The sequence below is a fragment of the Pseudomonas sp. AC229 genome, from assembly GCF_979254655.1.
The window spans coordinates 111,963-126,468 of the sequence record NZ_CEEDHK010000003.1 but is presented as its reverse complement, the minus strand read 5'-3'; the positions used below and the strand labels follow the sequence as shown (position 1 = coordinate 126,468).

General features: G+C 59.6%; 15 protein-coding genes. 2 read left to right on the top strand and 13 right to left on the bottom strand.

All coding sequences use genetic code 11. From position 1 onward, the window contains the following. Positions 1-16: 16 nt before the first annotated feature. Positions 17-946 (bottom strand): electron transfer flavoprotein subunit alpha/FixB family protein, encoded by a 930-nt coding sequence (locus AC0IW7_RS05460; RefSeq protein WP_463541657.1) that lies wholly within the window; start codon positions 944-946, stop codon positions 17-19. Continuing rightward, entirely contained in the window at positions 947-1,696 is a 750-nt protein-coding gene (locus AC0IW7_RS05455; protein ID WP_463541656.1) for an electron transfer flavoprotein subunit beta/FixA family protein, read from the bottom strand. It abuts the gene before it with no gap. 321 nt (positions 1,697-2,017) lie between these two features. Between AC0IW7_RS05455 and AC0IW7_RS05450 the strand changes: the two genes are divergently transcribed. Beyond that, entirely contained in the window at positions 2,018-3,682 is a 1,665-nt protein-coding gene (locus AC0IW7_RS05450; protein WP_471816291.1) for an electron transfer flavoprotein-ubiquinone oxidoreductase, read from the top strand. A gap of 331 nt (positions 3,683-4,013) precedes the next feature. On the opposite strand, the gene AC0IW7_RS05445 is transcribed toward AC0IW7_RS05450, so the two are convergent. The 6 genes from AC0IW7_RS05445 to AC0IW7_RS05420 all read right to left on the bottom strand — a co-directional run bounded on the left by AC0IW7_RS05445 (position 4,014) and on the right by AC0IW7_RS05420 (position 8,879). Further along, positions 4,014-4,577, bottom strand: a complete 564-nt coding sequence (locus tag AC0IW7_RS05445) for a DUF1285 domain-containing protein (RefSeq protein ID WP_471816289.1) — start codon at positions 4,575-4,577, stop codon at positions 4,014-4,016. Between the two features lie 12 nt (positions 4,578-4,589). Then, on the bottom strand, positions 4,590-5,192 hold the full coding sequence (locus tag AC0IW7_RS05440; RefSeq protein WP_471816287.1) for a DUF4823 domain-containing protein: 603 nt from the start codon (positions 5,190-5,192) through the stop codon (positions 4,590-4,592). Between the two features lie 94 nt (positions 5,193-5,286). After that, positions 5,287-6,504: a multidrug effflux MFS transporter gene (locus AC0IW7_RS05435; RefSeq protein WP_471816286.1), complete on the bottom strand. Its 1,218-nt coding sequence runs from the start codon at positions 6,502-6,504 to the stop codon at positions 5,287-5,289. A gap of 92 nt (positions 6,505-6,596) precedes the next feature. Next, complete coding sequence (locus tag AC0IW7_RS05430) at positions 6,597-7,046, bottom strand: MarR family winged helix-turn-helix transcriptional regulator (protein WP_471816284.1); 450 nt, start codon at positions 7,044-7,046, stop codon at positions 6,597-6,599. Positions 7,047-7,180: 134 nt separating this feature from the next. Further along, positions 7,181-8,149: a GTP 3',8-cyclase MoaA gene (locus AC0IW7_RS05425; RefSeq protein WP_471816282.1), complete on the bottom strand. Its 969-nt coding sequence runs from the start codon at positions 8,147-8,149 to the stop codon at positions 7,181-7,183. Between the two features lie 91 nt (positions 8,150-8,240). Further along, entirely contained in the window at positions 8,241-8,879 is a 639-nt protein-coding gene (locus tag AC0IW7_RS05420; RefSeq protein WP_122451389.1) for a TetR/AcrR family transcriptional regulator, read from the bottom strand. Between the two features lie 78 nt (positions 8,880-8,957). Here AC0IW7_RS05420 and AC0IW7_RS05415 point away from each other — a divergent pair, with 78 nt between their 5' ends. Beyond that, on the top strand, positions 8,958-10,091 hold the full coding sequence (locus AC0IW7_RS05415) for an aminotransferase class V-fold PLP-dependent enzyme (protein ID WP_471816280.1): 1,134 nt from the start codon (positions 8,958-8,960) through the stop codon (positions 10,089-10,091). Between the two features lie 537 nt (positions 10,092-10,628). Here AC0IW7_RS05415 and AC0IW7_RS05410 read toward each other — a convergent pair. The 5 genes from AC0IW7_RS05410 to mltG are packed head-to-tail and all read right to left on the bottom strand — an operon-like array spanning position 10,629 to position 14,504. Then, positions 10,629-11,414: a TatD family hydrolase gene (locus AC0IW7_RS05410; RefSeq protein ID WP_471816279.1), complete on the bottom strand. Its 786-nt coding sequence runs from the start codon at positions 11,412-11,414 to the stop codon at positions 10,629-10,631. A 12-nt stretch (positions 11,415-11,426) separates the two neighbouring features. Further along, the gene (locus tag AC0IW7_RS05405; RefSeq protein ID WP_108097397.1) at positions 11,427-11,783 is read right to left on the bottom strand and encodes a PilZ domain-containing protein; all 357 of its coding nucleotides are present in this window, start codon (positions 11,781-11,783) and stop codon (positions 11,427-11,429) included. 35 nt (positions 11,784-11,818) lie between these two features. Then, positions 11,819-12,805, bottom strand: a complete 987-nt coding sequence (locus AC0IW7_RS05400) for a DNA polymerase III subunit delta' (protein ID WP_471816277.1) — start codon at positions 12,803-12,805, stop codon at positions 11,819-11,821. Further along, positions 12,798-13,430, bottom strand: coding sequence for a dTMP kinase (gene tmk, locus AC0IW7_RS05395; RefSeq protein WP_471816275.1), 633 nt, complete (start codon positions 13,428-13,430; stop codon positions 12,798-12,800). The genes AC0IW7_RS05400 and tmk overlap by 8 nt, the downstream gene beginning before the upstream one ends. 18 nt (positions 13,431-13,448) lie before the next feature. Then, positions 13,449-14,504, bottom strand: coding sequence for an endolytic transglycosylase MltG (mltG, locus tag AC0IW7_RS05390; protein WP_471816273.1), 1,056 nt, complete (start codon positions 14,502-14,504; stop codon positions 13,449-13,451). Positions 14,505-14,506: the final 2 nt, after the last annotated feature.

Genomic DNA, 14,506 nt, shown 5'->3' with positions numbered 1-14,506 from the left:
AAGCAGAAAGCGCGGGTTAAACCAGCTTTTCCAGCTCCGGTACAGCTTCGAACAAGTCCGCAACCAGACCGTAATCGGCAACCTGGAAGATCGGCGCTTCTTCGTCTTTGTTGATGGCAACGATGACTTTGGAGTCTTTCATACCGGCCAAGTGTTGGATGGCGCCGGAAATGCCGACCGCGATGTACAACTGCGGTGCGACGATTTTACCGGTTTGACCAACCTGCATGTCGTTCGGTACGAAACCGGCGTCGACAGCAGCACGGGATGCACCCACAGCTGCGCCGAGTTTGTCGGCCAGTGCGTACAGGTGTTTGAAGTTGTCACCGTTCTGCATGCCGCGACCGCCGGAAACGACGATTTTGGCAGCGGTCAGCTCAGGACGGTCGGACTTGGCTAGCTCTTCGCCAACAAAGGACGACTTGCCAGCATCAGCCGGGCCGCTCACTGCTTCAACAGCAGCAGAACCGCCTTCAGCCGCAACCGGATCGAAACCGGTGGAACGCACAGTGATCACTTTCACGGCAGCCGAAGACTGGACGGTAGCGATGGCGTTACCGGCGTAGATCGGACGCTTGAAGGTGTCAGCGCTTTCTACCGAGATGATCTCGGAGATCTGATCAACGTCCAGTGCAGCGGCAACGCGCGGCAGGATGTTTTTGCCGTTGGAAGTAGCGCTAGCCAGGATGTGGCTGTAGCTCTTGCCAAGGTCAGCGATCAGCGGCGCAACGTTTTCTGGCAGTTGGTTAGCGTAGGCAGCGTTGTCGGCTACCAGCACTTTGGAAACGCCAGCGATCTTGGCAGCAGCTTCAGCAGCGGCGCCGGCATTGCTGCCTGCAACCAGCACGTGAATGTCACCACCGATTTTTGCAGCAGCAGCCACAGTGTTCAGGGTGGCTGGCGCCAGGGCGGAATTGGTGTGTTCAGCGATAACCAGGATAGTCATTTAGATTACCTTCGCCTCGTTCTTCAGTTTCTCGACCAGTTCAGCAACCGACTTGACCTTGATACCCGCGCTGCGAGCAGCCGGCGCTTCAACTTTCAAGGTTTTGACGGTAGACGAGGTGGAGACGCCCAAAGCGTCTGGAGTCAGAGTCTCCAGCGGCTTTTTCTTGGCTTTCATGATGTTCGGCAGCGACGCGTAGCGCGGTTCGTTCAGGCGCAGGTCGGTGGTCACGATGGCCGGCAGGTTCAACGCAACGGTCTGCAGACCGCCGTCGATTTCGCGGGTCACGTTGACCTTGTCGCCAGCCACTTCAACCTTGGAGGCGAAGGTGCCTTGCGCATAGCCGCTGAGGGCAGCGAGCATCTGCCCGGTCTGGTTGTTGTCGCTGTCGATGGCTTGTTTGCCGAGGATGACCAGCTGAGGCTGCTCTTTATCCACAACAGCCTTGAGCAGCTTGGCCACGGCGAGCGAGTTCAGCTCTTCCGCGGTATCAACCAGAATGGCGCGGTCAGCACCCAGAGCCAGCGCGGTGCGCAGTTGCTCTTGAGCGGTGTTCGGGCCGATGGAAACCACGACGATCTCGGTAGCCACGCCTTTCTCTTTCAGGCGGACGGCTTCTTCCACAGCGATTTCGCAGAAGGGATTCATCGACATTTTGACGTTGGCGAGATCAACGCCGGAGTTGTCCGCTTTGACGCGAACCTTGACGTTGTAGTCAACCACTCGTTTGACAGCTACAAGAACCTTCATGGATTCCTCGTTACTCTCCGGTGAATAAGAAGTCGCCAAAAGACAATGGCGGGTGATGCTCGTCGGCCGGAACCGACGGTCAGCCTACAGCACGGCTAGCGCAAAACCGCCCGTATCTTGACCGTATCGCCCAAACGGGTCAATACGACAAAATGGCCACTTTAAGCCGTGTAAACCTGATTCTAGCAGGCTATTGAGAAATTCAAACAAACGTTTGTATTGGACCCGTCGGGGTCCGTGGATATAATGCGCCGACACAGCTCACGGAACGAGCCCGATCCTCAAATAAAACATAGATAGAGCCTGAGTAGGAGATTGCCTGTGGAACGCGAATTTATGGAGTTCGACGTCGTCATCGTTGGCGCCGGCCCAGCGGGCCTGTCCGCCGCCTGCCGACTGAAGCAGAAAGCCGCTGAAGCGGGCAAAGAGATCAGCGTTTGCGTGGTCGAGAAAGGCTCCGAAGTCGGCGCCCACATCCTCTCCGGCGCCGTGTTCGAGCCCCGCGCACTGAACGAGCTTTTCCCCGACTGGAAAGAGCTCGGCGCGCCACTGAACACGCCGGTCAAGCGCGACGACATCTATATGTTGAAAGACGCCGAAGCCGCCATCAAAGTGCCGAACCTGTTTGTGCCTAAAACCATGCACAACGAAGGCAACTACATCATCTCCCTCGGCAACCTCTGCCGCTGGCTGGCGCAACAGGCTGAAAACCTGGGCGTGGAAGTCTATCCAGGCTTTGCCGCGCAAGAAGCGCTGATCGACGAAAACGGCGTGGTCAAAGGCATTCTGACTGGTGACCTGGGCGTTGACCGCGAAGGCCACCCTAAAGAAGGCGTGTATACCCCCGGCATGGAGTTGCGCGGTAAGTACACCCTGTTCGCCGAAGGCTGCCGTGGCCACATCGGCAAGCAGCTGATCAAGAAGTACAACCTCGACAGCGATGCCGACGCCCAGCACTACGGCATCGGCATCAAGGAAATCTGGGACATCGACCCGTCCAAGCACGAGCAAGGCCTGGTGCTGCACACCGCCGGCTGGCCGCTGGACGTTGTTGGCACCGAGAACACTGGCGGCTCGTTCCTGTACCACCTGGAAAACAACCAAGTGGTTGTTGGCCTGATCGTTGACCTGTCCTACGCCAACCCGCACCTCTCGCCGTTCGACGAGTTCCAGCGCTACAAGCACCACCCGGTGGTCAAGCAGTACCTGGAAGGCGGCAAGCGCGTTTCCTACGGTGCTCGCGCCATCTGCAAAGGCGGCCTGAACTCGCTGCCGAAGATGGTGTTCAACGGCGGCGCGCTGATCGGTTGCGACCTCGGCACCCTGAACTTCGCCAAGATCAAAGGCAGCCACACCGCCATGAAGTCCGGCATGCTCGCCGCTGACGCCGTGGCCGATGCCCTGTTCGCCGGTAGCGAAGGCGGCGACCTGCTCAACGGCTACGTCGAGTCGTTCAAAGCCAGCTGGCTGTACGACGAATTGTTCCGCAGCCGCAACTTCGGCGCGGCGCTGCACAAGTACGGCCCGCTGCTGGGCGGCGCGTTCAACTTTGTTGACCAGAACCTGTTCGGCGGCAAAATTCCTTTCACCCTGCACGACAACAAGCCGGATTACGCCTGCCTGAAGACCGCTGCAGAATCGAAGAAAATCGCCTACCCGAAACCGGACGGCAAACTCAGCTTCGACAAGCTGAGCTCGGTATTCCTCTCCAACACCAACCATGAAGAGGAACAACCCTGCCACCTGAAGCTGATCGACCCAAGCATTCCGCTGCTGAAAAACCTGCCGCTCTACGACGAGCCTGCGCAGCGTTACTGCCCGGCGGGCGTGTATGAAATCGTGACGCAGGAAAGCGGCGAGAAGAAATTCCAGATCAACGCCCAGAACTGCGTGCACTGCAAAACCTGCGACATCAAAGACCCAGCCCAGAACATCAACTGGGTCGCGCCGGAAGGGGCTGGCGGTCCGAACTACCCCAACATGTAATAGCGTTGGGTAAAAATAAGGGCTCCCTCGGGAGCCCTTATTTTTTCCTGCCCCGATCGGCTGCGCGTCGGCCGGGCTGCGTTAAAAACGCTTTCTGAATGCTCATTGGCTACAGCCAACTGCGCTTCAAAAACCGTTTTTGCCTTGCGCGGCTCTAGCTCGCTCGATCTGCTTCTCGTGAATTCCAACCCAAAGCCAAAGAGGCCATTACGCCAAAGCATCGAGGCTGAAGCCTCTCCTACGGGAATCGTGTTTTTGTAGGAGAGGCTTTAGCCTCGATTCCTGCAAATCTCGATTGGCCGCATGGCGCAATCGTCACCTATTCGCGGCATCAATCCGGCTGGGGCGCGATGGGAAAAAATTCACCGCCGCTCCACACACCCAGCCAGCTTTGGCCATCAATGTCGCGGGGCACCGCCAACTCGACCAACTGATAAAACACGTTGCGGTGAATCAGCGCTTCAAGGTTGGTGCGCACATGCACATACGGCGCAGGCTCCTCGGTCGTCGGGTCGATCACAAAGCGCATCGGGTGCTCCGGCCCCGCCTCGGTCACGTCTTCCACGTTGGTGGTGAAGCGCAGCACCTGTGCCTCGCCCTCGCCTTCCACATCAACGCTCACGGCTACGAACGGCGCGTCATCGACGGTGATGCCGACCTTCTCGACCGGTGTAATCAGAAAATAGTCATCGCCGTCACGGCGGATGATGGTGGAGAACAGGCGCACCATGGGTTTACGGCCAATCGGCGTGCCCAGGTAATACCAAGTGCCGTCGCGGGCGATGCGCATGTCAATGTCGCCGCAGAAATCCGGATTCCACAGGTGCACCGGTGGCAGGCCTTTGGTTTTGGGAATTTGCCCGAGCAGGTCGCCCGCCTTGCCTGGATCACTCATGCCCTCTCCTATCTATTCATTCAAACCCAGCAGACGACGCGCGTATTCCTGCATGGGCGGCCCAACTAGGTCGTCGGGCTTGTTGTCGTATAGCGTCAGAAAACCACCACGGCTACGGATGCGCGCGGTGTCCACCAGATAGCGTGTGTTGGTCTCGATCAGCATGACCTGAATCACGCTGTGGTCGACACCCAGGCGATCCAGGGCTTCCTGATCGTTCCATTCATCCTCAGTGCCGATGCGATCATCAGCGCCGGCGAACCGTGTGTACAACAGATAATTCGCGCCCGCAGCCCGTGCCTGGCTCAACGCTTCGTCCAACCCCGCCGGCTGCTTGGCGCGACGGACCATTGGAAAATATTCGACAAAGCCATTGAACGCCTGTTCCGCCACTATGTTTGGGCGCGGTGCATGGCCGCCCGGCGGAACGAAATGCCCCTGGGCTATATAAATGAAGGAATCGGCCTGCAAACGCCACGGGCTGGACCGGCGGATATCGCTGTGGTCGAGCAATCCGGCATCGCTGAGTTGATTGAGAGCGCCATCGCTCAAGTCGCTGACTTTCATGCAGCCCCCGAGGGCCAGCAGCGTCAGCAGCATAATCAGGCTACGCATAGTGAGTCTCCGCACGCCGGTGACAGAAAGCCGGCGCATAACGCGCAGGCTTGCAGCTTCCGCGCCAGGCTTCAACTCAACGCCCAGAGAACGCTCACTTCACGGCCAGGAAAACCAGGAACGAGGCAGCCAGCGCGCCCGTGGCCACCAGCGCAAACGAGGTATACGCGGGAAGTCCGAGACTCGCGCCCACCGTGATCGCGGCGGCCGCGCAGCTCATTTGCAAAAACCCCAGCAGTGCCGAGGCAGTGCCGGCTTGCTTGCCAAATGGATGCAGCGCAATGGCCGTACCCAGCGGATTAACAAGCCCCATGCCCAACAGAAAAACCGTCTGAGACACACAGAACGCCACGAAATTATCGGGCGCAATAAACAACCCCGCGCTTCCCGCCAACGCCGCCACGATGCCACAGCGACCCACGAATGCAGGGCCTTTGAAGCGCGCCAGACGCGGCGCCGTAAATCCCGCGCCAAAGACCACAAAAACGGTGGCGGCGAAAAACACGCCCAGTTGCAGCGACGACAAGCCGAAGCCGCCCATCAAGATCGCCGGAGCCATGGAGAAAAACGCATAGAGCGTGCCGATCACCAAACTCACCGACAACGCCGGCGCAATAAAACGGCGATCCAGCAGCAACTGCTTGTAGCTCGAAAGAATCGCGCCGATCGAGAGCTTCACCCGGTTGTCGGCACCATGGGTTTCGCCCAGCCGCGCCGCGTAGTGAACGGCCAGCACCACCGCGAGGATCGCCACGAAACCGAACGTCGCACGCCAGCCGAAAAAGCTGCTGAACAACCCGCCGAGTAGCGGTGAAAATCCCGGCGCAGCGGCCATAGCCACCATGATCATCGCCAGCGTGCGGGCAAGCTCATCGCCGTCAAACAAGTCGCGGGCGATAGCGCGTGACAGCACCGACGTCGCGCAAACCCCCAGCGCTTGAACGATTCGCCCGGCGATTAGAACGGATAACGTGTGCGACATCGCGCAGACGGCACTGCCCACAACGAACAACACCACGCCCGCCATCACCAACCGGCGGCGTCCGAAGCGGTCCGACAGCGGCCCAACAAACAACTGGCCCAAGGCAAACGCCAGAAAGAAGCTGCTAAGCGTGGCGCTGAGTTCAGTCACCGAAGCGCCCAGATCGCCCGCCATCGCCGGGAAGGCCGGAAGAATGATATTGGTCGCCAGCGCGCCGAGGGCGGCGAAACCTGCCAATAGAAACAACAACTCTCCCGTCAGGCGGATTGGCGTCTTCATCGTCGTTACGTTTTCCTGCGCGGGCAGGCGATTGTGTTCAGTGGTTTCCATCGCGGACATCCGTATGGCTGCAGTGCAACAAGCCCGTAGGCGAGGAAAGAGCCGAGTGGCAGTCGGACTCTGCGTTAAAAATCAACGTGGGTTCAGCGCGTGACATCGGCTTCTTCGCCGAGCGAGGCGATACAGCCGTCGAGCAGCTCATGCAGCAAGGCGACGCGCTCGACGCCGAGCTGTTCGTTCAGCACCGTCTGCGCTTGCTTCCAGGCCACCCGGCCCTCCTCCCGCTTGGCCTTGCCAGCGTCGGTCGCCTCAACCAAACGGCTTCTCGCATCGCCCCCGGCGCCCACGGCAACCCAGCCCTGCGTCACCAACGGCTGCATATTTCTGCTCAAGGTCGAGGCATCCATTTGCATGCGTTTTGCCAGGTCGCCGGGGCGAATCGGCCCGAGTTTGACGATGAAAGAAAGCAGCGCGTACTGCGTATTTTTAAGACCGGACTGCGCGACAAAGCTGTCGTAGTGACGCGTGACGATACGGGTCAGCTGACGAAGCTTGAGGTTGGTACAGCCCTGAGGGGTAATTGGCTTGTTCATGGGCTTGAGTGTATATGCAACAGTTGCATATGCAATCATTCACGCGACGAGTAAGTTCGGCGCGAAGCGTGATCGAAGGGAGTGAGTGTTGCGAAGAACCGCGCCCCCGTGGGCGAGAGGCACGAATAACGAAGCTAGCCGCCGATGATTTTCATCACGGTAACGCCGCCAGAAAAGGCGACCTCCTGCTTGTCCCCCAGCGCTTTCATCAATAGTCCTTGCAGCGCAGGCAACGCTTGGTGGCGGGGTTTTTCCAGCAGGTCGCCAACGTAGTGGCGATTGCTCGAAGACAGGCAACCATGCAACCAGCCGGTGGACGACAGGCGCAGGCGAGAACAGGTACGGCAGAACGGCACGCTTTCGTTGGCAATAACGCCAAAATAGCCGTGGCCGGGAATCTGATAACGCAGCGCGGTGGCATCCAGCGGAGCGTCGGCTTGCTGGTAGTCGTAACGCTCGCCAATCATTTCCAGCAGCGCCGGCATGCTGATGAACTGCTGCTGAAAGCTGTTGCCATCACGGGCCAGGTGGCCCATGCGCATCAGCTCGATAAACCGCAGTTCAAAGCCCCGCTCCAGGCAGTAGTCGAGCAGCGGCAGCACTTGGTCGAGGTTTTGGCCCCGCAGCGGCACCATGTTCAGCTTGATTTTCATGCCCGCCGCCCGCGCCTGTTCCAGACCGTCGAGCACGGTGGCCAGGTCGCCACCGCGAGCGATTCGGCGGAACGCGCTCGGGTCGAGGGTATCGAGGGAAACATTGAGTCGGCGGATACCGGCTTCGCGCAGAATCGGCAGTTTTTTCGCCAGCAACTGACCGTTGGTAGTCAGGCTGATATCGCGCAGGCCCAGCGTGCTGACGCCTTGCAACAGTGCTTCCAGCTTAGGGCTGACCAGCGGCTCGCCACCGGTAATGCGCAGTTGCTCGATGCCGGCCGCCTCGATCAGGTAAGCCACGCCACGAACCAGGGCATCGGCCGACAGTTCGTCTTGCGCTGCGACCAGGCGCTTACCGTCTGGCACGCAATACGTACAGGCGTAGTTACAGGCGGCGGTCAGACTGATCCGTAAATTGCGGAAGCGCCTGCCCTGACGGTCAACGATCATGGATGACTCCGGCGAAGAATAGGCCGGAGTATAAGCCCGCCGTCAGCCTATCTGCATGCCGTACATGCCGAAATAGACTGACTGAATGGGTTCAGATGACTGGAGGCTCGCCATCGCGCTTGCGCTTGTTGCCCATGCGCACGCCGATGTCCATCAGGAATTGGAAAAAGCCTTCCTGGTCTTCCAGCACATTGCTCCAGAACGGCGAGTGGTAAAGCGCCACGGCGCCATGTACCAGCGCCCAGGCGGCGCAATAGTGGAAGTACGGAGGAACGTCTTCCAGCTTGCCTTCGGCGATACGGCCTTTGATCAGCAAGGTAAGGCGTTCGAAGTTGGAAGCGCGAATTTTGTGCAGTTGCTCGACCATTTCCGGCACTTGATTGCCCTTGACCACTTTCTCTTCCAAGCGGTCGAACAGGCGATAGCGCTGCGGGTCGCGCATGCGGAATTCGAAATAGGCGCGGGACAACGCTTCCTTGTCGCGGTCCACATCGGCCGAGTGCAGCAGCTCGTTCAAATCCCGCTCGTAGTCGAGCATCAGACGCAGATACACCTCAGCCTTGGATTTGAAGTGCTTATAGATAGTGCCTTTGCCAATCCCTACGGCGTCGGCGATCATCTCGACCGTGACGCTATCCTCACCCTGTTCTAGGAAGAGTTTCAGCGCGACATCGAGAATCTCTTGCTCGCGGCGGCGAAATTCACGGATCTTTCGGGGTTCTTTCTGCATAGGAAGAGACTGCGGAGGTCAAAAATCGAAGCCGCGTATTATGCCTATTTAGTGCCAAATTGCACGGATCATCAGACCATGTACGCCTTTCATGACGAGTTTAAGCAAGATCCTGGCTTGCGATATCTCAATCACGCCGCCGTTGCCCCATGGCCACGACGCGCCGCGCAGGCAGTTGCGCAGTTCGCTGAACAGAACGTGCTGCTGGGCGCACGTGACTACGCCGATTGGATGAATATTGAGCAGCGCCTGCGCGAACGCTTTATGCGCCTGCTTAATGCGCCGTCCACCGACGATGTGGCGCTGGTGAAAAACACTTCCGAGGCGCTGTCGTTTGTGGCGTTCGGTCTGGACTTGCAGCCGGGCGAGCAAATCATCATCAGCGACGAGGAGTTCCCCTCCAACCGCGTGGTGTGGGAGGCCCTGGCGCCATTGGGCGTCGAGGTGGTGCAAGTCAGCCTTAGCGGTCTCGACCCCGAACAAAACCTGCTGAACGCCTGCGGCCCCAAAACGCGCTTGATGGCCATTAGCGCCGTGCAGTTCGCCAGCGGCCTGCGCCTGGATTTGACCAAGCTCGGTCATGCCTGCCGCCAGCGCGGTGTCCTGTTTTGTGTGGATGCCATCCAGCAATTGGGCGCGCAGCCCTTCGATGTACAAGCCAACCAATGCGACTTCGCCATGGCCGACGGTCACAAATGGCTGCTCGGCCCAGAAGGCCTAGGGGTTTTTTACTGCCGCGCGGAAATGCGTGAACAACTAAAACTGCACGAATACGGCTGGCACATGCTTGAGCGCATGGGCGACTACACCCGCACCGACTGGGAGCCCGCCCGCAGCGCCAGACGTTTCGAGTGCGGCAGCCCGAACATGCTCGGCGCCATGGCGCTTGAAGCGAGCCTGTCGCTGTTGGAAGAAGTCAGCATGGTGCGCGTGGGCGAGCTGATTGAAGAACGGGTGCAATGGTTGCAAGACGGGCTCACCGCCCTGCCCGGTCTCACGCTGCACTCGCCGCTGAATCCGCTGCGGCGGGCAGGCATCATCACCTTTAGCGTCGACGGGCACGACACCCAGGCGCTTTATCAGAAGCTGAAAGCGCAGAACGTGGTGTGCATACCACGCGGCAAAGGCATCCGATTGTCGCCGCACTTTTACACCGAAGCGCGGGTGATCGAGGAAACCCTGGCGGTGCTTCAGCAGGCAATTGCTGGCTGAGCACTCAACAACGGCGCCGGTATTCCAAATATGTTTAAGCAGGCGGTTGGCGGCACTGGCGGATCAGCGAAGTTCGCCAATACTGAGGGTTACTGGCGTGGGCATCTCCCCCAAGTGCCGCGCCAGCCAAGGTACCGTGGACTGTGTACCTTGATTTACTCCTAATGGTCTTAACCCGGATTCATCCCCCAGAGTCCGGGTTTTTTTTGATTTCGCTTTTATAGCTGCTGCGCTCGGTCTGGCTGCGTTGGACTGGGTGTGCGAGATGCTCATTGGCTTGATGCCAACTCCGCTCTCTCCCACTCAGTCCGCCTTGCCAGACCTTCGCTCGCGACGCTCTAAAAGCGAAATCTGCGTTTGGCCATGAAGAGCGAGATCTAGATCGAGATCAAGGGCGGCTTCGCTTCGCTGGCCAAGGACATAGGCAAGGGCAAGGGCAAGGGCAAGGGCAAGGGCAAAGGTTGTCGGTTTTTTTGTAGGAGAGGCTTTAGCCTCGATGCTTTGCGGGTGACGCGATTACTTCAAGCGGATAGCGGATCAACCGGCTACATGAGCAAGCGGGAACAGGCGTTTGAAGTTTTCGGTGGTCTGCTGGGCGAACGTTTCGTAGTCGACGCCTCGGTGGGTGGCGAGGAATTCGGCGACTTCGCGTACGTATTGCGGCAGGTTGGGTTTGCCGCGGTAGGGAATCGGGGCGAGGTACGGGGAGTCGGTTTCGACGAGCAGCCGGTCGGCGGGCACCAAGCGCGCGACTTCGCGCAAGGCATCGGCGTTGCGGAAGGTGACGATGCCGGACAGGGAGATGTAGAAGCCCAGGTCCAGAGCGGCCTTGGCCATGGGCCAGTCTTCGGTGAAGCAGTGCAGCACGCCTGCGGTGGGTAAGGCAGCTTCGCGCAGCAGTTCAAGCGTGTCGGCGCGGGCTTCGCGGGTGTGGACGATGACGGGTTTGCCGGTGATTTTTGCGGCTTCCAGGTGCAGCCGAAACGCGTCGCGCTGGAGTTCGGCGGCTTCGGGTTCGTAGTGGTAGTCCAGGCCGGTTTCACCAATGGCTACGACACGCGGGTGGTTCAGCTCGTTTAGCAACCAATCCAGCGCGGGGGCGGCGCCAGGCTCCAGGTCGAGTGGGTGCACGCCAACTGAGCAGTCAACGTCGGCATAGCGCTCGGCCAAACCTTTTACAGCGGCGGCGTTATCGGCGCTGACGCCGATGCACAGGAAGTGTCCAACGCCCCGGGCCCGCGCGGCATCAAGCGCAGCATCCAGGGAGCCGCCGTGAATGGCGAGGTCGAGGCGGTCAAGGTGACAGTGGGAATCTACCAGCATGCGTAGCGGGGCTTACATCGTGTGGGTCGGGCGGTCGGAAGTCAGCGCGCCCGCAAGATAGGTTTCGATTTTGTTGCGGGCGGTGTTATCGCCGTCGTTGAACTGCACGCCGACACCAGCTGCACGGTTGCCTTGGGCGCCTTTGGGGGTGATCCAGACGACTTTGCCAGCGACCGGAATTTTTTCCGGCTCGTCCATCAGGTTGAGCAACATGAACACTTCGTCACCCAATTTGTAGCTTTTGTTCGTGGGAATGAACAGCCCGCCGTTTTTGATAAAGGGCATATACGCGGCATAGAGCACGGACTTGTCCTTAATAGTCAGGGACAGGATTCCGTTACGCGGGCCAAGATTCGGTGGCATGCTCATGCTGCATTCCTAGCTTACTGATTCAAGGGCTGATTCTAGCCTTGTCCGGGCAGGCTTGCCCACTGCACAAGCAGTGCTTCGAGTAGCAAAACGCGATTCAAGTTGGCTTTGCCCAACACTTTTTGCCGCTGCGCCAGCAGCCACTCCTGAATCGCCAACACCTTGGCTTGCGCCGACTTCTCCGCCAGGTACTGCACCACCTTGCGCATATCGGTTAAACCTAATCCGTCTTCGTCTCTGGTGAGCTGGTAACGCAGCGTCAGCTGCGCCCACTCGCAAAACCAGTCGAACAGTTGCAGCAGCGGAATGCTGTTCCAGCCTTCGGCCAACTGGCTCGCTGCCACCTGCTGCTTGAGAAGTTTCTTCACGCCGTCGACGACCTGTGCACGCTGTTCACGAACGCCTTGAGCATTCAACTTGACGGCATTCAACGGCGAGCCGGCGGCCAAGGTCAGCAGCTCAACGCGCTCCTCGGCGCTGCAATCGGGTAATGCTTCCGCCAACCACGCCATGCTCTGCGCTTCGCTCGGCAACGGACAGGCTTGCTGCACGCAGCGGCTTTTGACCGTAGGCAGCAAACGGCTCGGCTGATGGCACACCAGCAACAGCACGGTGTCGCCAGACGGCTCTTCCAGGCTTTTCAGCAAGGCATTCGCCGCATTCAGGTTCATCGATTCAGCAGGCTCAACCAGCACAACCTTGCGGCCAGCCAGCTGCGCCGTTTGCACTACAAACCCCACCAGCTCGCGCACTTGGTCGACCTTGATGGCTTTGTCGGCCTCTTCGGGCTCAAGAATAAAGTTGTCCGGATGGGTGCCTGCGGCCAGCAACATGCAGGATTTGCACTTGCCACACGCGCGCAGATTCTCCGGTGCGCGGCAAAGCAGCGCAGCCATCAGATTTTCGGCCAACGCTCGTTTGCCAATCCCCGCAGGGCCGTGCAGCAAGTAAGCGTGCGCGTGCTGTGCGCGGCCGGCCAATGTTTGCCAAAGACTGGTCTGCCAGGGAAACACCTCAGCCACGGGCGCGCTCCAGCAACTCGGGCAGAAGGCCATCCAGCGCTACTTGCACGTCGCTGAGTGACTGCGCGGCATCCACCACGCGATAGCGCTGCGGGTGCGCTTCGGCGCGTTGCAGATACGCGTGACGAACCGCATCGAAGAACGCCCTGCCCTCCTGTTCGAACCGGTCCAGCCGGCCACGCGCGCTGGCGCGGGCCAGGCCGACCTCAACGGGCAAGTCGAATATCAGGGTCAGATCAGGCCGCAAGTCGCCCTGAACAAAGCGCTCAAGCTCGGCGATACGATCCTGCGGCAGGCCACGACCGCCGCCCTGATAGGCGTAGGTCGCGTCGGTGAAACGGTCACAAAGCACCACGGCACCACGGGCGAGCGCCGGGCGAATCACCTGCGCCAGATGTTGTGCACGGGCGGCGAAAACCAGCAGCAGCTCGGTGTCGGCCGCCATCGGCTCATCGCTCGGGGCCAGCAGCAATTCGCGAACACGTTCGGCGAGCGGCGTGCCGCCTGGTTCGCGGCTGAGCACCACGTCCAGCCCTGCAGCCCGCAGATGCTTGGCCAGGTACTCGCGGTTGGTGCTTTTGCCGGCGCCTTCCGGGCCTTCCAAGGTAATAAACAGGCCAGTCACGGGTGGTCCTTTCAATAGCTATTGCACAGCCGGCGCGGGCGCGGGGCTGGAGCGGTAGTCGGCGCGTCGCTTGAGCTGAAACTCGCGCACTGCTCGGTTGTGGTTGTCGAGGTCGTCGGAGAATACATGGCTGCCATCGCCGCGGGCGACAAAATACAAGCTCTTGCCATCGACCGGATGAAGCGCCGCATGGATAGCCTCTCGGCCAACCATGGCAATGGGCGTGGGCGGCATACCGGCGATCATGTAGGTGTTGTAAGGCGTAGCCTCGCGCAGATGGGCGCGGGTTAATTTGCCGGTGTAACGCTCGCCCAGGCCGTAAATGACTGTGGGATCGGTCTGCAACTGCATGCCCTTTTGCAGCCGACGAACGAACACGCCAGCAATTTGGCCACGTTCCTGTGGCACGCCGGTTTCTTTCTCGATCATCGAGGCCATGATCAGTGCGTCGTAGGCGTCTTTGTATGGCAGGTCGGCACTGGCGTCGCGCTGTTTCCACTCTTCATCCAGCACAGCGGCCAGCCGCGCGAAGGCTTGCTTGAGCAGGTCCGTATCGCTCATGCCACGGACATAGCGGTAGGTATCGGGAAAGAATCGCCCTTCAGGGAAAACGCCACGTTGACCGATGCGCTCCATGACTTGCGCATCCGTAAGCTCGGTGATGGTCTGTTCCAGCTTGATTTGCTTGGCCAGGGCCGCGCGCACCTGACGGAAATTCCAGCCTTCCACCAGTGTGAGGCTGTATTGCACGACGTCGCCTCGCTGCCAGAGGGTCAGCATGTCTTTAGCGGTAGCGCCTGGATTGAGCTGATATTCACCGCTGTGCAGCGCTTGCCCGGAGAGGTTGAAGCGCCAGTAAATTCGCAGCCAGAACGCGCCGTTAAGCACCCCCTCGCTTTCCAATCGATTGAGCACGCCGCCCGGCGTCGCGCCGGCTGGTACTTCCATGACGTAACCCGTTGGAACATTCAGCGTCTGTTTCAGCGCGCTGTTTTGCTGCCACACGAAGAACGCGAGCAGCAGGCCAGCCAGCAGCACTCCGCCTTCCAATAGCAGCAGTAATTTTCGAATCACGA